This is a genomic window from Streptomyces sp. NPDC043738, from assembly GCF_056436545.1.
In genome coordinates, this window is sequence record NZ_JBWKCJ010000009.1 from 96,926 (window position 1) to 118,528 (window position 21,603).

General features: G+C 72.8%; 23 protein-coding genes. 16 read left to right on the forward strand and 7 right to left on the reverse strand.

Going from position 1 to position 21,603, the window contains the following annotated elements:
- The first annotated feature begins 26 nt into the window (after positions 1-26).
- Positions 27-674 carry a GNAT family N-acetyltransferase gene (locus AC0680_RS14900; protein WP_478628292.1) on the forward strand — a complete coding sequence of 216 codons (648 nt, stop codon included), beginning with the start codon at positions 27-29 and terminating at the stop codon, positions 672-674.
- A 65-nt stretch (positions 675-739) separates the two neighbouring features.
- Here the strand turns inward: AC0680_RS14900 and AC0680_RS14905 are convergent, their stop codons facing one another.
- A complete protein-coding gene (locus AC0680_RS14905) occupies positions 740-1,420 on the reverse strand; it encodes a LysE family translocator (RefSeq protein ID WP_478628294.1) in 681 nt (226 codons plus the stop codon).
- A 71-nt stretch (positions 1,421-1,491) separates the two neighbouring features.
- Here AC0680_RS14905 and AC0680_RS14910 point away from each other — a divergent pair, with 71 nt between their 5' ends.
- Both AC0680_RS14910 and AC0680_RS14915 read left to right on the forward strand, forming a co-directional pair.
- Entirely contained in the window at positions 1,492-2,409 is a 918-nt protein-coding gene (locus AC0680_RS14910; protein WP_478628296.1) for a LysR family transcriptional regulator, read from the forward strand.
- 236 nt (positions 2,410-2,645) lie between these two features.
- Positions 2,646-3,239: an NAD(P)H-dependent oxidoreductase gene (locus AC0680_RS14915; RefSeq protein ID WP_478628299.1), complete on the forward strand. Its 594-nt coding sequence runs from the start codon at positions 2,646-2,648 to the stop codon at positions 3,237-3,239.
- A gap of 102 nt (positions 3,240-3,341) precedes the next feature.
- Here the strand turns inward: AC0680_RS14915 and AC0680_RS14920 are convergent, their stop codons facing one another.
- A complete protein-coding gene (locus tag AC0680_RS14920; protein WP_478628301.1) occupies positions 3,342-3,770 on the reverse strand; it encodes an ATP-binding protein in 429 nt (142 codons plus the stop codon).
- A gap of 257 nt (positions 3,771-4,027) precedes the next feature.
- Entirely contained in the window at positions 4,028-5,254 is a 1,227-nt protein-coding gene (locus AC0680_RS14925) for an 8-amino-7-oxononanoate synthase (protein ID WP_478628303.1), read from the reverse strand.
- Between the two features lie 156 nt (positions 5,255-5,410).
- Between AC0680_RS14925 and bioB the strand changes: the two genes are divergently transcribed.
- From bioB to bioD, 3 genes are read left to right on the forward strand one after another with little or no spacing between them, the layout of a single operon-like run.
- Positions 5,411-6,571: a biotin synthase BioB gene (bioB, locus tag AC0680_RS14930; protein WP_478628305.1), complete on the forward strand. Its 1,161-nt coding sequence runs from the start codon at positions 5,411-5,413 to the stop codon at positions 6,569-6,571.
- The gene (locus AC0680_RS14935) at positions 6,564-7,868 is read left to right on the forward strand and encodes an adenosylmethionine--8-amino-7-oxononanoate transaminase (RefSeq protein ID WP_478628307.1); all 1,305 of its coding nucleotides are present in this window, start codon (positions 6,564-6,566) and stop codon (positions 7,866-7,868) included. The genes bioB and AC0680_RS14935 overlap by 8 nt, the downstream gene beginning before the upstream one ends.
- 14 nt (positions 7,869-7,882) lie before the next feature.
- A complete protein-coding gene (gene bioD, locus AC0680_RS14940; protein WP_478628308.1) occupies positions 7,883-8,572 on the forward strand; it encodes a dethiobiotin synthase in 690 nt (229 codons plus the stop codon).
- A 486-nt stretch (positions 8,573-9,058) separates the two neighbouring features.
- On the opposite strand, the gene AC0680_RS14945 is transcribed toward bioD, so the two are convergent.
- Positions 9,059-9,430, reverse strand: a complete 372-nt coding sequence (locus AC0680_RS14945) for a fic family toxin-antitoxin system, toxin component (protein WP_478628310.1) — start codon at positions 9,428-9,430, stop codon at positions 9,059-9,061.
- The gene (locus tag AC0680_RS14950; protein ID WP_384435780.1) at positions 9,427-9,702 is read right to left on the reverse strand and encodes a toxin-antitoxin system HicB family antitoxin; all 276 of its coding nucleotides are present in this window, start codon (positions 9,700-9,702) and stop codon (positions 9,427-9,429) included. Before AC0680_RS14950 ends, AC0680_RS14945 begins: the two co-directional genes overlap by 4 nt.
- 191 nt (positions 9,703-9,893) lie before the next feature.
- Here AC0680_RS14950 and AC0680_RS14955 point away from each other — a divergent pair, with 191 nt between their 5' ends.
- The 7 genes from AC0680_RS14955 to AC0680_RS14985 all read left to right on the forward strand — a co-directional run bounded on the left by AC0680_RS14955 (position 9,894) and on the right by AC0680_RS14985 (position 17,390).
- A complete protein-coding gene (locus tag AC0680_RS14955) occupies positions 9,894-11,375 on the forward strand; it encodes an APC family permease (protein ID WP_478628312.1) in 1,482 nt (493 codons plus the stop codon).
- 111 nt (positions 11,376-11,486) lie between these two features.
- Positions 11,487-12,377: a TIGR03621 family F420-dependent LLM class oxidoreductase gene (locus tag AC0680_RS14960; RefSeq protein WP_478628314.1), complete on the forward strand. Its 891-nt coding sequence runs from the start codon at positions 11,487-11,489 to the stop codon at positions 12,375-12,377.
- Positions 12,378-12,545: 168 nt separating this feature from the next.
- Positions 12,546-12,848, forward strand: coding sequence for a hypothetical protein (locus AC0680_RS14965; RefSeq protein WP_478628315.1), 303 nt, complete (start codon positions 12,546-12,548; stop codon positions 12,846-12,848).
- A 239-nt stretch (positions 12,849-13,087) separates the two neighbouring features.
- Positions 13,088-13,510, forward strand: coding sequence for a GNAT family N-acetyltransferase (locus AC0680_RS14970; RefSeq protein ID WP_478628316.1), 423 nt, complete (start codon positions 13,088-13,090; stop codon positions 13,508-13,510).
- Between the two features lie 174 nt (positions 13,511-13,684).
- Positions 13,685-15,028 (forward strand): hemolysin family protein, encoded by a 1,344-nt coding sequence (locus tag AC0680_RS14975; protein ID WP_478628319.1) that lies wholly within the window; start codon positions 13,685-13,687, stop codon positions 15,026-15,028.
- A complete protein-coding gene (locus AC0680_RS14980; RefSeq protein ID WP_478628321.1) occupies positions 15,025-16,044 on the forward strand; it encodes a hemolysin family protein in 1,020 nt (339 codons plus the stop codon). The genes AC0680_RS14975 and AC0680_RS14980 overlap by 4 nt, the downstream gene beginning before the upstream one ends.
- A 95-nt stretch (positions 16,045-16,139) precedes the next feature.
- Entirely contained in the window at positions 16,140-17,390 is a 1,251-nt protein-coding gene (locus AC0680_RS14985) for an FAD-dependent oxidoreductase (protein WP_478628323.1), read from the forward strand.
- Here the strand turns inward: AC0680_RS14985 and AC0680_RS14990 are convergent.
- Entirely contained in the window at positions 17,359-17,982 is a 624-nt protein-coding gene (locus tag AC0680_RS14990) for a TetR/AcrR family transcriptional regulator (RefSeq protein WP_478628326.1), read from the reverse strand. The genes AC0680_RS14985 and AC0680_RS14990 overlap by 32 nt on opposite strands.
- A gap of 125 nt (positions 17,983-18,107) precedes the next feature.
- Between AC0680_RS14990 and AC0680_RS14995 the strand changes: the two genes are divergently transcribed.
- The 3 genes from AC0680_RS14995 (at position 18,108) to mug (ending at position 21,136) form a co-directional block, all read left to right on the forward strand.
- Positions 18,108-18,944 (forward strand): SGNH/GDSL hydrolase family protein, encoded by an 837-nt coding sequence (locus AC0680_RS14995; RefSeq protein ID WP_478628328.1) that lies wholly within the window; start codon positions 18,108-18,110, stop codon positions 18,942-18,944.
- A gap of 165 nt (positions 18,945-19,109) precedes the next feature.
- Positions 19,110-20,543, forward strand: coding sequence for an adenylosuccinate lyase (gene purB, locus AC0680_RS15000; protein WP_478628559.1), 1,434 nt, complete (start codon positions 19,110-19,112; stop codon positions 20,541-20,543).
- Positions 20,544-20,554: 11 nt separating this feature from the next.
- Positions 20,555-21,136: a G/U mismatch-specific DNA glycosylase gene (gene mug / locus AC0680_RS15005; protein WP_478628330.1), complete on the forward strand. Its 582-nt coding sequence runs from the start codon at positions 20,555-20,557 to the stop codon at positions 21,134-21,136.
- Here mug and AC0680_RS15010 read toward each other — a convergent pair.
- Complete coding sequence (locus AC0680_RS15010) at positions 21,133-21,576, reverse strand: hypothetical protein (protein WP_478628331.1); 444 nt, start codon at positions 21,574-21,576, stop codon at positions 21,133-21,135. The genes mug and AC0680_RS15010 overlap by 4 nt on opposite strands.
- Positions 21,577-21,603 lie beyond the last annotated feature (27 nt).

Consider the following 21,603-nt stretch of genomic DNA (forward strand, 5'->3'; position numbering starts at 1 on the left):
TCAGTGCGGCTCGGTAGTTTGACGGGGTGACCTGGCACTTGAGCAAGCTGCTGGCGGCCGCGGCACGCGGAAGCTTCCCGCCCGCGGACGGATCGGTGACGGTGCTGCCCCAGCCGTCCCCGCGCGACATCGGCGTGGCGTCCTTCACCTGTCATGCCGTGGTGTTCGCGGACGTGGAGCCCGCATGGGTCCATGAGCGGATAGCGCCCGGCGATCTCGCCGGGCCGCTCAGCCCGCCGTTTCTGACCGCTCTGGGCGAGCGGGTGGGGCGCGAGGCCAACAACATCGACATGACGACGGTCGCCGGAGCCCTGCCCGGTCCACCGCCGCTGGAGCTGGTGGAGACGACGGACCGGAGCCATCCGCGGATAACCCGCGCGCTGCGCCACCGCGACGAGGTGCGGGCTTGGACGACCGCCGACGGCGGGACGGTGGTCATCGGCCGCGGTGTGGCCGGCCGCTGGGAGCTGGCCGTCGAGGTGGACGCCGGCGGCCAGGGGCGCGGTCTGGGCCGCAGGCTGGCGCAGGCCGCCCGGCATCTCCTTCCGGCCGGTGAGCTGCTGTGGGCACAGGTCGCGCCCGGTAACGCCCGCAGTGTGCGCGGGATACTCGCAGCCGGGTTCGTGCCGGTGGGCGCCGAGGTGCTGATGGTGCCGTACGGCGGCCGCGGCTGAAGTCCGCCGGCCCACCCGGACCTCGGCCGGGCCCGCGCACGCCCCACTGGGCCGGCGCACTCACCTCAGCCGACCAGCAGCTCGACGAGCAGGATGCCGCCCAGGGCGCTGAGCAGTGCGCCGGTGACGGCTTCCAGGACGCGGGCGACCTGCGGGCGGCGCAGCCAGGTACCCAGTCGGTCGACGAGCAGTGCGACGGCGGGGAACCACACCAGCGCCAGCACGACAACCATCGTGGCCAGCAGCAGCGTACGGGGCAGCGCCGGCTGGCCCGCCGGTACGAACTGCGGCAGCAGGCTGAGGAAGAGCACGGGGGCCTTGGGATTGAGCGCGTTGGTAAAGAAGCCCTGGCGCAGTCCTTGCGCGGCGCCCAGCAGGGCGGCCGGGCGGGCACCGGCGCAGGGCGCGACGCCGGCGGCATCGGCGTCCGGGCCGGTCGGCGGCGCCGCGTCGGCGGCCCTCGGGCGACGGGCCGCGATCAGCGCGCGCCCTCCCAGGTACAGCAGATAGCCGCCGCCGAGGAGTTGGACGGCGCCGAAGAGCCCGGGCACGGCGACCAGCACCGCGGCGAGCCCGGCGACGGCCAGCGCGGTGTGCACCAAGAGCCCGCCCGCGACCCCGACGGCGGTCGCCACCCCCGCCCGGCGCGAGTCGAGGGCGTTGCGCACCACGACCGCGAAGTCCGCGCCCGGCATGGTGACCATGCCCGCGGCGACTCCGGTGAAGGCGACCAGTTGTCCGTCCATGGGAGCAGCTTCGCTGGCCAGAGCCTTTCCTGGGTATGGACAATCTTCTTGGGGGGCCTAAAGAGGTGGTGATGTACGACCCCACGCGGCTGGCCGCGCTGGTGGCGGTGGCGGAGGCCGGTTCGATCACCCGGGCGGCCGCCCGGCTGGGCTACACCGCGCCCGCGCTCTCCCAGCAGCTCGCCAAGCTGGAACGGGAGGCCGGTGCCGCGCTGCTGGTACGCCACCATCGCGGGGCCCGGCTGACGGCGGCCGGTGAGCTGCTGCTCGTACGCGCGCGGCGGGTGCTCGACGAGCTGGAGCAGGCCCGGCACGAGCTGTCCGTGCTGACGGGGCTGTCCGGCGGGCGGCTGCGGATCGGCACGTTCATGACGGCGGGCACCCATCTGCTGCCGCCCGCGCTCAGCTCGTTCCGACGCGCGCACCCCGATGTGGAGCTGAGCGTGACGGAGTACGTACCACCGCAGGCCACCGGGGCGGTGGCGCTGGGCGAGGTCGATCTGGCGCTGACGCACGAGTATGTGCCGGGTCCGGCGATGCCGCCGCCGGAGGGGGTGCTGCTGGATCCCCTGCTGACCGAGGAGCTGGTACTGGTCACCGCGCCGGGCCATGCCCTGACAGCGGGCTCCGGACGGCTGCCGCTGACCGAACTGGCCGGTCAGCCGTTGGTCAGCACGGCTCCGGCGAATCCCAACCGGCGCGAGGTGGAGGCGGCGCTGGCGGCTGCCGGGGCGAGTGTGGCGGTGCGCTGCGAGTCACCGAGCTATGCGGTGGTGTGTGCTCTGGTGAGCGCGGGACTCGGGGTGGCGGTGGTCCCGGAGATGATGGCGGAGGGCTCGATGACCCCGCTGGGCGTCCGCCGGCTGGACCCGCCGGAGCTGCGCCGCCGGATCTCGGTGGCCTACCGCCCCGGCGGCGGCACCCCCGCCGCGGACACCTTGCGCGCTCTGCTGCACGGAGCCTTCAGCCGCCACACCGGCACCCCGTAGGGCATGTCCGTACCGCCCCGTCCGGCCCGGTGCACCCCGGCCTCCCTCGGATCGCCGACGCCGGCGAACCGGCCGCGAGACCGCCGAGGGACAGCCGAGGAACCGGCATGATCCCGAAAACCGTCCGCCCGTTCGACCGCTCACGGATAATGACGCTCGGCCGAGTGGGCGCGGAGGCACCCGAGCCCCCATGGACCGACGGCCGCTGACCGCTCATCTCGACCGGGGGACGAACCATGCGTATCGGTGTGTACCTTGCCCACCCGCGCCCAGGCAGCTTCAACCACGCGCTCTTCGACGCCGTCGTGGCGGAGCTGGGCGAGCGCGGGTGCGAGGTGCTCGCGCACGACCTCTGCGCGGAGGGCTTCGCACCGCTGCTCTCCGCCGAGGAGACCGAAACGGTCCGGTCGGCGCCGGCCTCCCAGGACTCGCAGGTCTCGCTGCACCGGGCGGAGGTGGCCACGCTCGACTCCCTGGTGTTCATCCATCCGAACTGGTGGGGCATGCCGCCCGCGGTCCTCACGGGCTGGGTGCAGCGGGTCCTCGCACCCGGCGTCGCCTACAAGCTGGGTACCGCGGAAGGGGAGCCCGCGGGGCTGCTGCCCGCCCGCCGGGCCCTCGTCCTGAACACCTCCGACACCCCCGCCGACCGCGAGGAGGGCGAGTTCGGCGACCCGCTGCAACGGATCTGGGCGGCGTGCGTGCTGCCGTACGTGGGTGTCACGGACGTGCGCCGGGCCGTCTTCCGTACCGTCACCGACTCGGCCGAGGAGAGCCGTGCGGCCTGGCTGCACCAGGCGCGCCGGGAGGCCGCCGCGCTGCTGGCCTGACGGTGGCACACGGCGGCGCCGGGCACCTGTTCCGGTGCGGGAGCCGTGGCACCGGGTCCCGCACCCCGTAGCGAAAGGTTCCTGCAATGCGGCTCCGCGCTGTCAGCGGACCGCGACCTGCCACGGCATCGTGATCCACACCGTCTTGCCGCCGGAATCGGTGGGGACGACCGAGAGGCGGCCGCCGGCCTCCGCCGCGAGGCAGCGGACGATGACCATGCCCCGGCCGTTGTCCTGCTGGACCGCGGCGGGCAGCCGGCGGGGCCGGCGCGGATGACTGTCGGTGACGCCGACCCGCAGCACCTCGTCCCGGTCGAGCCGCAGCTCGACGGTGAAGGTCGGGGACTGGCCCAAGGTGTGCTGAACGGCGTTGGTGGCGAGTTCGGAGACGATCAGCCGGACGGAGTCGGCGGTGTCGGTGTCGCCTGGAAGGCCCCATTCGGCGAGCACCGCCAGGGTGTGCCGGCGGGCGAGGACGACCGAGTCCGGGGCGCTCGGCAGGGTGAGTGACGATTCTTGGTGGTCTGCCATCGCGACGCCGTCCCTTTCCCACCGAGGCCGGCTCCGGTCCGCTGACCAGGGTGCTGGGGATGCCGCTCGGGACACCGATTCGGCCTCGGACTTCTGCTGTGCGCCAGACTGCCACCCATGCTGCCGGTGTGGTGCTCGATCCACCAACTTATACAGATTTCTGTCGCTCGATGCGGTGAACTCTGCCACGGGAGACCGGATTTGATGCGCGTGGGATCCCTGTGGCGAGGCCCGCGGGCAGCCGTCCGCCGGTCGCCTCAGCCCGTGGGCGCCGTGGCCACGATCGTCCCGACCGCCCGGTCGATCTGGCGGTCCGTCAGATCCGCCCGAGCGGTGAGCCGCAGCCGGGAGATCCCGTCGGGTACCGACGGCGGCCGGAAGCAGCCGACCGCGAGGCCGGCGGCACGGCAGTCGGCGGCCCAGCGGACCGCGGCCTCCGGCGACGGGGCGCGTACCGAGACCACCGCGGCGTCCGGCCGCACGGCCGCCAGGCCCGCCGCGGTCAGCCGGCCGTGCAGCTCGCGGGCGACCTGTCCGGCGCGGGTGGCGCGCTGCGGCTCGCGGCGCAGCAGCCGCAGCGCGGCGAGCGCGCCGCCGACCGCCGCCGGGGCGAGGCCGGTGTCGAAGATGAACGAGCGGGCGGTGTTGACCAGGTGCTCGATCACCCGGGCCGGGCCGAGCACCGCACCGCCCTGCGAGCCGAGCGACTTGGAGAGGGTCACCGTGGCCACCACATCGCCGTCACCGGCCAGTCCGGCCGCCGACAGCGCCCCGCGGCCCCCGTCACCGAGGACACCGAGGCCGTGTGCGTCGTCGACGAGCAGCGCGGCGCCCCTGGTCCGGCAGGCCTCGGCGAGCGCGGGCAGCGGTGCGGCGTCGCCGTCGACCGAGAACACCGAGTCGGTGACGGCCAGCGCCCGGCCGTCGTGGCCGGTGAGCGCGGTGCGTACGGCCTCGGGATCGGCGTGCGGGGCGACTTCGGTACGGGCCCGGGACAGGCGGCAGCCGTCGATGAGGGAGGCGTGGTTGCCCGCGTCCGAGACGACCAGGGTGCCGGGAGCGGTGAGTGCGGTGACGGCTGCGAGATTCGCGGCATAGCCGGACGACAGCACCAAAGCGGCCTCGAAGCCGCAGAACGCGGCGAGTTCCGTCTCCAGCAGGGCATGCAGCTCGGTGCTGCCGGTGACCAGCCGCGAGCCGGTCGCGCCCGCGCCCCAGCGGTGCGCGGCCTCCGCCGCGCCGTGGGTGACCTCGGGGTGGCGGGCGAGTCCGAGGTAGTCGTTGCTGGCCAGGTCGAGCAGCGGGGAGTCGGCGGGCCGGGGGCGCAGGGTGCGGACGAGCCCGGCCCGTTGACGCTCGGCGTGTGCCGCGTCGATCCAGTCGAAGGCCGTGTGGTACGCCTTGCGGGACGGTGCGGCCGGGTGCCCGGCACGGGGCTCGGGCGGGGCGTCGCGGAGCAGCGGCGGGGCGGAGTCCTGCGGCATCGGCGTCCTTAGTCGTTCGGCCTCGATTGTGGGCTGTCGATAGACGTTAGCGGTCGTTCCGCACGCACACAGTGTGGCGATACACACACCCCGATCGCCGCTCGTTGTGGGAATCCTCCTTGGCCGGGGGCGGTGGCGTACGTCAGGATCAACGCCATGGACCTGCTGAACACATTGGTGGACAAGGGACTGCGGCGCGAGTTGCCGACCCGTGAAGAGGCGCTGGCCGTGCTGGCGACTTCCGATGACGAACTGCTCGATGTCGTGGCCGCGGCCGGAAAGGTGCGCCGCCAGTGGTTCGGGCGGCGGGTCAAGCTCAACTATCTGGTCAACCTCAAGTCGGGCCTGTGCCCCGAGGACTGCTCGTACTGCTCCCAGCGGCTGGGGTCGAAGGCCGAGATCCTCAAGTACACCTGGCTCAAGCCCGATGAGGCCTCCAAGGCGGCGGCCGCCGGAGTGGCCGGCGGCGCCAAGCGGGTCTGCCTGGTGGCCAGTGGCCGCGGTCCCACCGACCGGGACGTGGACCGGGTCTCGGAGACGATCTCCGCGATCAAGGAGCAGAACGAGGGTGTGGAGGTGTGCGCCTGCCTCGGGCTGCTCTCCGACGGCCAGGCAGGCCGGCTGCGCGCGGCGGGCGCCGATGCGTACAACCACAACCTCAACACCTCAGAAGCCACCTACGGCGACATCTGCACCACACACGACTTCTCCGACCGGGTCTCGACCGTCCAGCAGGCCCAGGCGGCGGGCATGTCCGCCTGCTCCGGGCTGATCGCCGGCATGGGTGAGAGCGACGCCGACCTGGTCGATGTGGTCTTCGCGCTCCGTGAGCTGGACCCCGACTCCGTCCCGGTGAACTTCCTGATCCCCTTCGAGGGCACCCCGCTCGCCAAGGAGTGGAACCTCACCCCGCAGCGTGCGCTGCGCATCCTGGCGATGGTCCGGTTCGTCTGCCCGGACATCGAGGTGCGACTGGCCGGCGGCCGCGAGGTCCACCTGCGCACCCTGCAGCCGCTGGCCCTGCACCTGGTCAACTCCATCTTCCTCGGCGACTACCTGACCAGTGAGGGCCAGGCCGGCAAGGACGATCTGGCGATGATCGAGGACGCCGGGTTCGAGGTCGAGGGCACGGACACCACGACGCTGCCCGAGCACCGCAGGCAGCCCGGAGACGACGACGCGGAGCCGGCGCGGACCGCGGACGCCGACGCCGGGGCACCCGCCGCCACCGTCCCCGCGCCGACCGACGAGAACCGCCGCGACCTGGTCGCGGTGCGCCGCCGCGGCGCCGGTACCGACCTGCCGCCCAATGCCTGAGCCGCTCGCTCCCCGCGAGCTGCTCGCGCTCGACCGGCAGCACGTGTGGCATCCGTACGGGCCGATGCCCGGCCGGGACGCGCCGCTGCTGGTCGAGTCGGCATCCGGGGTCCGGCTGCGGCTGGCCGAACCGGTCGAGGGCCAAGACGAGTTGGTCGACGGCATGTCCTCCTGGTGGTCGGCGGTGCACGGCTACAACCACCCGGTGCTCAACGACGCCGCACGCGGCCAGCTGGAGCGGATGAGCCATGTGATGTTCGGCGGGCTCACTCACGAGCCCGCCGTACGGCTGGCCAAGCGGCTGGTGGACATCACCCCGGAGCCGCTGCGGCACGTCTTCCTCGCCGACTCCGGTTCGGTGTCCGTCGAGGTCGCCGTCAAGATGTGCCTGCAGTACTGGCGCTCGCTCAAGAAGCCCCGCAAACAGCGCCTGTTGACCTGGCGGGGCGGCTATCACGGCGACACCTGGCAGCCGATGTCGGTATGCGACCCGGAGGGTGGCATGCACGAGCTGTGGCAGGGGGTGCTGCCGCGGCAGATCTTCGCGGACGCGCCGCCGGCCGGCTTCGACGCCGCCCCCGACGAGGCGTACGCGGCGCACCTCCGCGAGCTGATCGGCCGGCACGCCGAGGAGCTGGCGGCGGTGATCGTGGAGCCCGTGGTGCAGGGAGCGGGCGGAATGTCGTTCCACTCCCCCGGGTATCTGCGGGTGCTGCGGGAGGCCTGCGACGCGCACGACGTCCTGCTCGTGTTCGACGAGATCGCCACCGGCTTCGGCCGTACGGGCGCCCTCTTCGCCGCGGACCACGCGGGCGTCGCGCCCGATGTGATGTGCGTCGGCAAGGCGCTGACCGGCGGATACCTCACCCTGGCCGCGACGTTGTGCACGGCGGCCGTCGCCGACGGCATCTCGCGCGGCGAGCTGCCGGTACTGGCGCACGGCCCCACCTTCATGGGCAATCCGCTGGCCGCGGCCGTCGCCGACGCCTCGATCGAGCTGCTGCTGGCCCAGGACTGGGCGCAGGAGGTCAAGCGGATCGAGGCCGGACTGCGGCACGGGCTGGCGGCGGCGGAGGACGTCCCCGGGGTGCGCGAGGTACGGGTACTCGGCGCGATCGGCGTCGTCCAGCTCGACCACCCGGTGGACATGACGGCCGCGACCCGGGCGGCGGTCCGGGAGGGCGTCTGGCTGCGCCCGTTCCGCGATCTGATCTACACCATGCCGCCGTACATCACCGGTGACGACGATGTGGCGCGCATCTGCGCCGCGGTGTGCGCGGCGGCGCGCGAGGGCTGAGAGGAAACACAGAGATGTCAGTGCTTTTCGTGTCCGGCACGGGCACGGAGATCGGCAAGACCGTGACCACGGCCGCGATCGCCGCGGCCGCGATCGCCGCGGGCCGTTCGGTGGCGGTGCTCAAGCCGGCCCAGACCGGCGTCGCGGCACACGAGGCGGGCGATGCGGCGGAGGTCGAGCGGCTGGCCGGTCGGGTCACCACCCTCGAACTCGCCCGCTACCCCGACCCGTTGGCGCCCGCTACGGCGGCCCTTCGGGCCGGACTGCCTCCGGTGCGACCGCACGAGATCGCCGAGGCCGCCGCGAAGCTGGACGCCTCGCACGACCTGGTGCTGGTCGAGGGCGCCGGCGGGCTGCTCGTACGCTTCGACGCGGACGGCCACACGCTGGCCGACGCCGCGCGCCTGGCGCAGGCCCCCGTCCTGGTGGTCGTCCAGGCCGGTCTGGGCACCCTGAACGCCACCGCCCTGACCGCACTCGCGCTGCGCACCCACGGGCTCGACAGCCCCGGTGTCGTCGTCGGCAGCTGGCCGTCCGAGCCGGATCTGGCGTCCCGCTGCAACCTGGAAGACCTCCCCGACGCGGCGGGCGCCCCCCTGCTCGGCGTCATCCCGGAGGGCTCCGGCACACTCCCCCCGGACGCGTTCCGCGCGGCGGCGCCGGGGTGGTTGTCCCCGAGCCTGAACGGGACTCGGCGCCCCTGACGCTGCGCTTGGGCTGCTTCCCACGTTTTCGGCTTTCCCGCCGTGGGCGTTGCTCGCCGTTGCTCCCCCACTGCCTTAAGGGCGTGGGAGGTGCCCCCAGCGGCGGGTGTGGGTTTGTCTTCGGCTTACCCGCCGTGGTGGTTCTTCGCCGTGGCGCCTGCGGCGGGCGTGGTGTTGTCGGGTGCGGTGACAGCCCTACGGACTCCGTCCTACGGTCTGTCCCCTCCCGTGGGTGGATGGGAAGACAGGCCGGTGGGGGCGGGCCCCGTCCGTCGACTACCGGCACACGAACGCTGACCTCCAGCCCCACCGGTCTCCTCTCCCCCACTCACGGGAGGGGGCGGACCGCAGGACGGAGTCCGGAGGGCCGCACCCGCTGCCGTAAACGCCCCGCGCAGCGGCACCAGCCCGCCGCAGGCGAAGACAAGCGAAACCCCCACGGCGGGCCAGCAGACAACGTGGGCCGCAGCAAAGCGCAGCGAAACGCTAGACGGTCCAGGCCCGCAGTTCCTCCGCGATCGCCTGCACATCCGCCGTGCCGTCCTTCACCAGGCGGGCCAGTTCGCGGACCTGTTCCGGGGAGGTGGCGATCTTCAGGCCGCTGGCGACGAGGTACCCATACGCGACGGCGGTCGCGAACATCGCGTTGGAGCGCTCCAAGGCCGGTACGTGGAGCAGGAGTTGGAGCAGACAGGCCGCGCGGTCGTGCGGTTCGGGATACACGGGGACGCCGAATATCTCGGCTTCGTGCCGACTGACCGCGGCAACCAGGGCGCCCCAGTCGGTGACCTGGGGGTCTCCGGGGGTGTGCTGTTCGGCGATGAGCAGGAGCCAGGCGAGGTCGATGCGCAGGTTCACGTGGTGCCCGGCAGTCCTTCGCGGCTGTCGGCGGGGGCCGTACGGCCGGGGGCACCGCGTGTCTCCGGGCCGAATTCCTCGGCGAAGACCCGTTCGTACTGCTTCATGAAGTCCGAGGCGGCCTCGACGAAGGTCTGGCCGACCTCGCCGGCGTCCTTGAGGACGAGTTCCTCGATATAGCGGTTCATGCTCACTCCCCGCTGCAGGGCGCGCTCCCGCGCCGCTTCGGCGGTGGCCTCGTCCACCCGGACGTTCAGCTGTGTCTTCGCCACACCTCCACGCTAGCGCGCATCCGCTAGCACCGGCAAGCATCGCCGCCGGTCCCCGGCGAGGGCGGGTGGCCCGCGTGCCCGCGTTCCCGCGTGCCGCTGCCGATGCCGCCGGAGCGGATGCCGCACGATGTGAATGTCGGACGACTGACCGGACCGCCCGCGACCGCTCGGCCCTCAGGAGGACCACCGCAGTGTCCGTCCCCGCACCCGTCCCGCATCTGAAGCGCAGTCTGCGCCGCTTCGACATCATGGCCATGGGCGTCGCCGCCGTGATCTCCTTCGATGTGATCGGGCAGATCGCCTCCGGCGGCGGTCAGGCCGTGACCTGGATCGCCGTGATCGCGGTGGCGTTCCTGCTGCCGTACGCCCTGATGTTCGCCGAGACCGGGGCCGCGTTCCCGCAGGAGGGCGGCCCGTACGTCTGGGTGGAGGTGGCGTTCGGGCGGCTGGCGGCCGCGCTGACCACCATGTTCTATTGGGTCACCAATCCCGTGTGGCTGGGCGGTTCGCTGGTCTTCGTGGCGGCGGAGGCCTGGGACGGCTTCGTCTTTCCGCTCGGCTCGGGGACGGTGGCCGACTACGCCTTCAAGCTGGTGTTCATCTGGGCCGCCATTCTCACCGCCGTGGTCTCGCTGCGCCGCGGCAAGTGGATCACCACGGCCGGCGCCGGCGCCAAGGTCCTGGCGCTGGCGTTCTTCACGGCCACGGCGGTGGTGTACGGCGTCCAGCACGGCTTCCGGGGCCTGGAGAGCGCCGCCTTCTCCCCCAGCGGCGCCGGGTTCCTGGCGCTGGTGCCGGTCCTGCTGTTCGCGTTCGTGGGGTTCGAGGCGCCCAATGCGGCGGGGGACGAGATGCTCGATCCGCAGCGCGATGTGCCGGTCGCGATCGGGCTGTCCGGAGCCATCGCCACCTGCTGCTATCTGCTGCCGATCCTGGCCATCGTCTGTGTCGCGCCGGCCGGGCGGGTCACCGGCGTCGGTGGGTTCATGGATGCCGCACGGCTGGTCTTCGGGATCTACGGGAGCTGGCGCGGGCCGCTGCTGACCTTCGTCGCCGTGCTGTTCGTGGTGGCGCTGGTGACGCAGGGCAGCGCCTGGATGATCGTCGCGGACCGGATGCAGGCGATGGCCGCCGCCGACGGCGGGTTCTTCAGCCGGGGCCTGGGCGTCTTCCATGCCCGGCTGGGCACTCCGGTCCGGATGAATCTGCTGTCGGGCGTGACCGCCACCATGTTCATGGCCGCCGCGATGAACCTGGCGAGCGGAGACGCCTCGGCGATCTTCGGCGTGGTGCTGACCGTCGCGATCACCACCCTGCTGCTCTCCTACATCGCCGTGATCCCCGCGCTGCTGGCGCTTCGGCTGCGCCACCGCGAGGTGCCCCGCCCCTACCGGGTCCCCTTCGGCACCCCCGGCTTCGCCCTCGCGAACCTGCTCGTCTACGCGTGGATCCTGCTCGGCGCATGGGTGGCGCTGTTCCCCGGCACCCTGGAGGCGTTCGTCGGCATTCCGTACGACTTCCGGGCGACCTGGGGAGTCTCCCGCTTCGCCTTCGAGGCCTTCACCCTCGGCACGGTCGCGCTGCTCCTGGCCGTCGCCGCCGCCGGGTACGTCGTCCAGCGCATCCGCCCGCAGCCGGGCCACGATCAGCCCGGGCCCGGACCGGACCGGTAGGGCGGTGGTCACCGGGCAACGGGCCCTGTGGCCTTCGGTGTTCGGGCCGATCATGGTTGCATGGGCGGCGACCGGTCACACGAGACGCCGTGCGTTCCTCAAGGGGGCCTCATGCCACGTCCGTTCCGCTTCGGTGTCAACATGCTCGCCATCGACTCGGGCGCCGGATGGCGCGAGAAGTGCCGCCGGGCGGAGCAGTTGGGCTACGACGTCCTGCTGGTCCCGGACCATCTGGGGATGCCGGCGCCGTTCCCCGCGCTGGTCGCCGCGGCGGAGGCGACCGAACGGCCGCGGGTGGGCACCTTCGTCCTCAACGCCGGGTTCTTCAACCCCGCGCTGCTGGCCCGCGAGGTCGCCACCACGGATGCTCTGACCGGCGGACGGCTGGAACTCGGCCTGGGCACGGGGTACGTGCGTGCCGAGCACGAGACCGCCGGGCTGCCCTGGCACTCGCCCGGCGAGCGGGTGGACCATCTCGCCCGCACCATCGAGGAGTTGGACCGACTTCTGGGCGATGCCGGGCATGTGCCGCAGCCGGCCCAGCGGCCGCGGCCGCCGCTGCTGATCGGTGGCAACGGCCCGCGGATGCTGCGGCTGGCGGCGCGGCACGCCGAGATCGCGGCGTTCACCGGCGGCCGCCCGGCGCGCGACGAGCCGGAGGCGAAGCTGGAACTGATGCCGGCCGACGAGCTGGCCGCCTCGGTCGCCCGGTACCGGGAGTACGCCGCAGACCGCCCCGAGCCGGCCGAGCTGAACATCCTCGTGCAGCGGGTCGTGGTCACCGACGACCGGCGGGCCGCCGCCCGCGAGATCGCCGCGCTGGACGTCGGCCTGGACGAGGAGCAGGCGCTGGAGGCCCCGACGCTGCTGATCGGCACGCCGCGGCAGATGGCCGAGCAACTTCGGGAGCGCCGTGAGCTCTTCGGCTTCTCCTACATCACCGTCCTGGACCCGTTCCTGGAGGCCTTCGCACCGGTGCTGGCAGAGCTGGCGGGCAGCTGACGCGGCGGTGCGGTGGCCGGTGGGGTTCGCCGGCCGGCCGCCGCACCGTGCGCCGAAAGGGCGGATTCCCGGAGCGATGCGGTCTCCCCGGGCGGCGCAGTGGAAGACCTTCCGGCGGCGGTGCGGAACCGCGCGGCCTTGCTGTCCCAACCGGGGAAGGTAGAAATGATGCTGACGAAGAGACATGTCGCCACGGTGCTCACGGCCGTCATGGCGGCCGGCTGTGTGTCCATGGGCAGCGCTTGGGCCGCCAAGCCGAGCCCGACCACCTCGAACCGCTCGAGCCACTACGCGGAGGCCAACCGCACCTGCCAGGTGCCCGAGCAGCAGAACGGCAGTACCGGCCTCCTCGGCCACATCGTGACCGGCGGTGTGATCGGCGACACGATCGACCGGGCCCATCTCTGCCGCATCGACCTGACCCTGCTCGACAACAGCGAGCCGGCGCCGCGCACCGGCGGCGCCGTCTGACGGGCGGCTCCCGTCACACACCGCACCGGGCCCGTCCCGGGCTCCCGGCGGCCTCGCGGTCCCGTGCTCCCGGGGACGACCGGTGCCCACGCGGCCTTGTCGCCTCGTCGCGCCGCAGCGGTGCGGCACCCGCCCTCGCCTCCAGGCCCCGCTCCGGGCCTGGAGGCAGCGCCGTTTCGGCGCGGGTGACCCGGGAAACGACTGGCGGACCGGGGCCGGATGGTGCTTGGCTCGGCACCATGATCGACATAGATATCCGCTCGGCCGTTCCCGCGGACGCCGGGGCCGTGCTCGACTTCTGGAAGACCGCCGCCGAGGGGACCAGCATCAGCGATGACGTCGCCGGGGTGACGCGCCTGGTCGAACGGGACCCCGGTGCGCTGCTCCTGGCCGAGGCGGACGGGGTCCTCGTCGGAACGGTGATCGCCGGCTGGGACGGCTGGCGGGCGTCGCTGTACCGGCTCGCCGTGCACCCGTCCCGGCGCCGGCAGGGCGTCTCGAAGGCCCTCCTGGAAGCCGCCGAAGAGCGCTTCGTGGCGCTGGGCGGGCGGCGCGGTGACGCCATGGTGCTGGAGGCGAACGAGCCGGCCCACCACGCGTGGGCCGCGGCGGGGTACCGACGTGAGGATCACTGGCGGCGATGGACCAAGCCGCTGGCCTGAGGAACCACCCCTCCGACCGCATCAGCTTTGCCAAGCCTTTACCATGGTGGTTCCGCTACTCCGGTGAAAGGTGTGTGAGCGTCCGACCATGGGCGAGCCTCCCAGTTGTCGAGCAACCCGGCGACACTGCGCAAACCTCCCGATCGTGTTCGATCATGGGACGGAGGTGACTCGATGACCGACCTGCTCCTGCTGGGCGTGGCGCTCCTCCTGACCCTGGCCTGTGGTGTCTTCGTCGCGGCCGAGTTCTCGCTGACGACCGTGGAGCGCAGCGACCTCGAGCGCGCCGCCGAGCGCGGCGAGCGGGGCGCGGACAGCGCTCTGAAAGCGGTCCGCGGTCTGACCTTCCAGCTCTCCGGCGCCCAGCTCGGCATCACGGTCACCGGCCTGGTCATCGGCATGCTGTCCAAACCGGCGATCGCCACCCTGCTGGCGGGGCCGCTGGACGCGATGGGGCTGCCGAACGCGGCCGCGGAGTCGCTGGCCCTGGTGCTCGGTACGGCGATCTCCACGGTCGTCCTGATGGTCGTCGGTGAGCTGGTCCCCAAGAACTGGGCCATCTCCAGTCCGCTGGCCATCGCCAAGAAGGTCGCCACGGCCCAGCGCGGCTTCAGCGCCACGTTCAAGCCGTTCATCAGGCATCTCAACAACACCGCGAACCACACGGTCCGCCGTATGGGCCTGGAACCGGCCGAGGAACTCGCCTCGGCGCGGGGCCCGCAGGAACTGGTGGCGCTGGCCCGGCACTCCGCGAAGGAGGGCGCCTTGGAGGCCGACACCGCCGAGCTCTTCGTCCGCACCCTCAATCTCCCCGACCTGACCGCGGAGAACGTCATGACGCCGCGGGTGCAGGTGATGGCGCTGGACGTGCAGTCCACCGCGGAGGACGTCGCCAACGCCACCCGGGCGACCGGGCTGTCGAGGTTCCCCGTCTACCGCGGCAGCCTGGACAGCGTCGTCGGGGTGGCGCACATCAAGGACGTGCTGACCATCCCGGCCGAGCGCCGCCCCCGCCATCCGGTGTCCGAGCTGCTGCGCGAACCGCTGCTGGTCCCCGCGACGCTCACCGTGGACCGGCTGCTGGACCGGCTGTCCGGCAGGCGCACGATGGCCGTGGTCATCGACGAGTACGGCGGTACGGCCGGTGTCGCGACGCTGGAGGACATCGTCGAGGAGGTGGTCGGCGAGGTCCGCGACGAACACGACCCGATGGAGACCCCCGACCTCGCGCCGGCCGGCACCGACGCCGAGGGCCGCGAGGTCTACCAGGCCGACGGCGCGGCACGCACCGACCAGCTGGAGCGGATCGGCCTGCGGCTGCCGGAGGGCCCCTACGAGACCCTCGCCGGCCTGATCGCCACCGAGCTGGGCCGGATACCGGTCACCGGCGACCGTCTTGAGGTGGCCGGCTGGTCGATGGACGTACTGGACGCCTCCGGCCATCGCGCGGCGCGGGTGCTGCTGCACGCCCCGCCGCCCGGCAGCAGCGCCGAGCGGGAGACGGGGGCCGGCCGATGACCGCGCTCCAGCTCTTCGTGGGCCTGCTGACGCTGGTCGTCAACGCCTTCTTCGTGGGTGCCGAGTTCGCCATGATCTCGGTGCGCCGCAGCCAGATCGAGCCGTACGCCGAGCGCGGTGACCGCCGGGCGACCAGCGTGCTGTGGGGGCTGCAGCATGTCTCGGCCCTGCTGGCGGCCGCTCAGCTGGGCATCACACTGTGCACGCTGGTCCTGGGCGCGGTCGCCGAGCCCGCCATCGCGCACCTCCTCGAACCGGTCTTCCGCGCCGTGGGGATCTCGCACACGCTGATCCACCCGATCTCGTTCGTGATCGCGTTGTCGCTGGCCACGTACCTGCACATGCTCTTCGGCGAGATGGTGCCGAAGAACGTCGCGCTGGCCGAGCCGGTGCGCACCGCGCTGGCCCTGGGGCCGCCGCTGGTCGCGCTCACCCGGACGCTGCGACCGGTGATCTTCGGCATCAACGCGCTCGCCAACGGGCTGCTGAAGCTGCTGCGGGTGGAGACCAGGGACGAGGTGACCGCGACCTTCTCGGACGACCAGCTGGCGAAGATGGTCGAGGACTCCCAGCAGGCCGGGCTGCTCGACGAGCGGGCCCGGGAGCGGCTGCGGGACGCCCTGGAGCTGGGCCGCCGCCCGGTCAGGGACGTGGTCCTGCCCGCCGAAAGGGTCGTCTCCGCGCGGATCGGAACCACCCCCGAGGAACTGGAGCAGCTGGCCGCCGACTCCGGGTTCTCGCGCTTCCCGGTCCTCGACGACACCCGTCGCATCCTGGGCTATCTGCACGTCAAGGACGCCCTGGACGCCTCCCCGCGGCGACTGCCGTTCCCGGTCGCCGCGCTGCGCCCGATCGCCCGCGTCAAGGCCGCGACGCCGCTGGACGACGTGCTGACGGCGATGCGCGGATCGCGTACGCATCTGGCCGCGGTGATCGGCGACGACGGGCGGCTGGCCGGGCTGGTGACGATGGAGGACGTGCTCAGGGAGCTGGTGCTGCAGCGGCCCACCGGCTGACGGAAGAGGGCGGGCCGGGGCCGGTTCACGACGCGCCTGACCGATCGGTTAGATTGCTGACCGATCGGTTGGGCACGCGTCGAGGGGGCATGCACATGGACCGCACCACCTGCTGCATCGTGGGCGGGGGACCCGCCGGAATGATGCTGGGACTGCTGCTGGCCAGGGCCGGCGTGGCGGTGACCGTCCTGGAGAAGCACGGGGACTTCCTGCGCGACTTCCGCGGGGACACCATCCATCCGTCCACCCTGCGGCTGCTGGACGAGCTCGGCCTCGGGGAGGCGTTCGCGCGGCTGCCGTTCGCCAAGCTGGCGGAGATGCGGGCGCGGATCGGCGGCACGACGGTCGTGATGGGCGATCTGCGGCGCATACCGGGCCGGCACAAGTACATCGCCATGGTGCCGCAGTGGGACTTCCTCGATCTGCTCGCGGGCGCGGGCGCCGAGGAGCCGGGGTTCACCCTGCGGATGCGCACCGAGGTCACCGGGCTGCGCACCGACGGCCGCCGGGTGACCGGGGTGCGGTTCGTCGACGAGCACGGGACGCCCGGCGAGCTGGCCGCGGATCTGACCGTCGCCTGCGACGGGCGGGACTCGGTGGTGCGGCGGGCGGCCGGGCTGCGACAGCAGCTGTTCGAGGTGCCGATGGACGTCTGGCAGGTGCGCGTGGACGCCCCCGCCGACGAGCTGAAGGACGGCCGGGTCTTCGCCCGTTTCGGGGGCGGCCAGGCGGCCGTCACCATGGACCGCGGCACGTACTACCAGACCTCCTACCTGATCGGGAAGGGCCGGGACGCCGAGCTGCGCGCCCACGACATCCAGTGGCTGCGGGACCGGCTGGGCGCGCTGTTCGACTGGGACGAGGAGGTGACCGGCGCGATCCGCTCCTGGGACGACGTCAAGCTGCTGGAGGTGACGTTCGGCCGGCTGCGGCGCTGGCACCGGCCGGGACTGCTGTGCATCGGGGACGCCGCGCACACCATGTCGCCGGTCGGTGGCGTGGGGGTCAATCTCGCGCTGCAGGACGCGGTCGCCGCGGCTAGGATCCTGGCCGAACCGCTGCTCCGGGGCCGGGTCGGGGCGGCGGAGCTGGCCCGGGTGCAGCGGCGGCGGGAGCTGCCGACGGCGGTGGTGCAGAGGTCCCAGCGGGCCGAGCACGCCATGATCCGCTCCGCACTGGCCGGCACGCTCGACGGCGACCGCCTGCCGGTGCCGATGCGGCTGCTGCGGTGGGTGCCGCCACTGCGGACCGTGACCGGCTATCTGGGCGGAGTCGGCGTCCGCCCCGAGCGCGCGCCCGCCTTCGCGCGGCGGATCAGTCCCGCGGCTCGATCGCGCGGAGCGTGAACTCCACCAGTTCCGCCGCCGCGGCGTCCAGGTCGAGTTCCGGGTGGGCCAGCCAGTGGGCGATCACTCCGTCGATCGCCCCACCGATCGCCAGCGCGATGGTCGGGGCATGGAACTCCCGCAGCGCGCCCGCCTGCTGCCCCTCCGTCAGCAGGGCGGCAAGGGTCTGCCAGCGGTCGTGGGTGTCGTGCGAGCCCGGCGTCTTGAGCCGCGTGCCCCCCTCGTCGTCGAGCAGCATCTCGGTGATCACGCGGACATGGCGGCGGTTGGCCTGCTGGTAGCCGACCATCGCCCGCACATAGGCGATGACCGCATCGCGGGGGCCGGGCGCCTGCGCCAGCCGCTCGGTGACATAGGCGCTGAACTGCCCCATCACCTGCTCCAGCGCCGCCCGGGTCAGGTTGTCCTTGGAGGAGAAGTGGTAGAGCACCGCGGCCTTGGACAGCCCGGCCCGCTCGGCGATCGCCGACAGCGAGGTCGCGGGGTAGCCGCGGGTGGCGACCAGGTCGATGGTGGCCTCGATCAGCTGTTGGCGACGGGCCCGCTCGGTGAACGTCAGCGCGTCGGGGCCGTCGCCCCGGCGGGGAGTCATCGCGCGCCCACCTGTCCCTTTCCTGGCTGTTCGGAGCACCTCAGACCGTACACCGCGGTGGGCCCGGTACGGCCGGGGGAGCTGGCCGTACCGACCGGTATGGCGGACGGTAGGATCTCTCCGCCATGGAGACGAATGCCCGTTACACCAGTTTCGTCGCGGTCGGCGACAGCTTCACCGAGGGAATGTCGGACGGCCTGCCGGACGGCTCGTACCGCGGCTGGGCCGATCTGCTCGCCGCCCGGCTGGCGGCCCGCACCCCCGACTTCCGCTACGCCAACCTCGCGGTGCGCGGCAAGCTCATCGGGCAGATCGCCGACGAGCAGTGCGGGCCGGCCGCCTCGATGGGCGCGGACCTGGTGACCCTGGTCGGCGGCCTCAACGACGTGCTGCGGCCGCGCTGCGATGTGGCGGAGGTGTGCGCCACGCTGGAGAACGCGGCCGGGCTGCTGGCCAGGGGTGGCGGACAGCTGGTGCTGATGCGCAGCCCGGGCCGGCGGGGCCCGGTGCTGGAGCGCTTCCGGCCGCGGATGGAGCAGTTGTTCGCGCGGATCGACGAGGTGGCCGCGCGGCACGGCGCGGTGGTCGTGGACCTGTACGGGTCGCGGGCGCTGGCCGATCCGCGGCTGTGGGCGGACGACCGGCTCCATCTCAACGCCGAGGGGCACCGCCGGGTGGCGGAGGCCGTCTGGCAGGCGCTCGGCCTGCCGCCCGCGGCGGACTGGGACACCCCGCTGCCGGCCGCCGCACCGCCGGGCTGGCGCGCACGGCGTACGGCGGATCTGCGGTTCGCCCGGGAACATCTCGTGCCCTGGATAGGCCGTCGGCTGACCGGCCGGTCCTCTGGGGACGGCCGCACCGGCGCCCAGTTCGACGACGAGCGGGGCGAGGCCTTCTGGGTCACCCCCGCGGACCGCGCGGACCCCGGCCCGGTGTCGCGATGGCGAGGGGTGGGGGCGTAACCCGGAGCCACGCCCTGGGGCCGGCCCGGATGCCGGCCGTGGCCGTACCTGCGCGTGCGGCCGCGCAGCAGGGGCGCCCCCGGCTCTCCGCTTGGAGGAAAACACAGCCGGGACCGGGGCGCTGGCCTGCGCGAACCGCCAGTAGACTCTCACCACGTGACTGCTGTGTCTGCGAAGCCTCGCATCCCCAATGTCCTGGCCGGCCGCTATGCCTCCACGGAGCTGGCCGTGCTGTGGTCCCCCGAGTACAAGGTCAAGCTGGAGCGGAAGCTGTGGCTTGCCGTGCTGCGTGCGCAGAAGGACCTGGGGGTGGAGGTCCCCGAGCAGGCGCTGGCCGACTACGAGCGGGTCCTGGAGACCGTCGACCTGGCCTCGATCGCCGAGCGCGAGAAGGTCACCCGGCACGACGTCAAGGCCCGCATCGAGGAGTTCAACGCCCTCGCCGGCCATGAGCAGGTCCACAAGGGCATGACCTCCCGCGATCTCACGGAGAACGTCGAGCAGCTGCAGGTGCGGCTGTCGCTGGAGCTCATGCGGGACCGTACGGTCGCCGTGCTGGCGCGCCTGGGCTCGCTGGCGGCCCAGCACGCCGAGCTGGTGATGGCGGGCCGCTCGCACAACGTCGCCGCGCAGGCCACGACGCTGGGCAAGCGCTTCGCGACCGCGGCGGACGAGCTGCTGGTGGCCTACGCCCGGCTGGAGGACCTGCTCGCCCGCTACCCGCTGCGCGGTATCAAGGGCCCCGTCGGCACCGCCCAGGACATGCTCGACCTGCTGGGCGGCGACAGCGCCAAGCTCGCCGAACTGGAGCAGCGGATCGCCGCGCACCTCGGCTTCGGCCGGGCCTTCACCTCCGTCGGCCAGGTCTACCCGCGCTCCCTGGACTACGACGTGGTCACCGCGCTGGTGCAGCTGGCCGCCGCCCCGTCGTCGATCGCCAAGACCATCCGGCTGATGGCCGGCCACGAGCTGGTGACCGAGGGCTTCAAGCCCGGCCAGGTCGGTTCCTCGGCGATGCCGCACAAGATGAACACCCGCTCCTGCGAGCGCGTCAACGGCCTGATGGTGATCCTGCGCGGCTACGCCTCGATGGCCGGTGAGCTCTCCGGAGACCAGTGGAACGAGGGCGATGTCTCCTGCTCCGTGGTGCGCCGCGTCGCGCTGCCGGACTCCTTCTTCGCGCTGGACGGCCTGCTGGAGACCTTCCTGACCGTCCTCGACGAGTTCGGCGCCTTCCCCGCCGTCGTCGCCCGCGAGCTGGACCGCTATCTGCCCTTCCTCGCCACGACGAAGGTGCTGATGGGCGCCGTGCGCGCCGGTGTGGGCCGCGAGGAGGCACACGAGGCGATCAAGGAGAACGCGGTCGCCTCGGCGCTGGCCATGCGCGAGCAGGGCGCCGAGCGCAACGAGCTGCTGGACAAGCTGGCCGCGGACGCCCGGATCCCGCTGGACAAGGCGCAGCTGGACGCGCTGATGGCGGACAAGCTCTCCTTCACGGGTGCGGCGGCCGACCAGGTGGCGTCCGTCGTCGCCCGGATCGAGGAGATCGCCAAGCAGCACCCGGAAGCCGCGGCGTACGCGCCGGGCGCGATCCTCTGACGCGAACCGCCGTGCGCTTCACCCCCGAAGAGCTGGCAGCCGCTCGCGACCGCCTCGTCCCGGACGTGGCCGCGAGCGGCCTGCGCGTGCTCTTCTGCGGGATCAACCCCGGTCTGATGACGGCGGCGACCGGCCACCATTTCGCCCGGCCCGGCAACCGCTTCTGGCCGGTGCTGCACGCCTCCGGCTTCACGCCCCGCCGGTTCGAGCCCGCCGAGCAGGGCGAGCTGCTCGCGCACGGCCTCGGCATCACCAACGTCGTGGCCCGGGCGACCGCCAAGGCCGACGAGCTGACCGCGGCGGAGTACCGCGAGGGCGGCCGGCTGCTGGCCGAGAAGGTCGCCCGGCTGCGGCCGCGCTGGCTCGCCGTCGCCGGCGTCACGGCCTACCGCGTCGCCTTCGACGACAAGCACGCCGTGATCGGACCGCAGGAGCGCACCCTGGGCGGCACCCGTATCTGGGCGCTGCCCAACCCCAGCGGCCTGAACGCCCACTGGACGCTGCAGACGATGGCGGAGGAGTACAGCCGGCTGCGGGCGGCGGCCTTCGCACCGGACGACGCGGACGGCGACGAGCCGCCGGCCGGACGCTAGAGCCCGCCCGCTGTCTCCTCCCCCACCCCGACCAGCAGCTGGAACGGCAGCTCACGGTCTCCCTGTCCCACCCCCACACCGATCCAGCGGCCGCGTACCCGCCAGCCGTGCATCAGGGGAACGTATCCGCACAGCGTGTCCAGCGGCGGCGGGACCGGGAGCCCGCTCGCCGTCCGCTCCAGATGAGGGGTGAGATCGAGGGTTTCCGGCTCGCCCCACCGTAACGACAGCGCCTGCACCAGCGCCGTCAGCTCGGCCTCGAACTCCTCCTCGGCCTCCGCGACCTCGGTCAGGTCCGCATCCCAGAAGTCCTCGCTGACCCGCAGATCGGCTATGTGGAAGCCCGGACCGCTCTCGACCTGGCCGGAGCGGATCCGCTGCGCCGGGAACTCCCGCAGGCGCAACGCGTCGATCGTGGTCAGCTGCTCGTCAAGCGTCATGTCGTCAGTAAACCGCCCGGGTCTGAC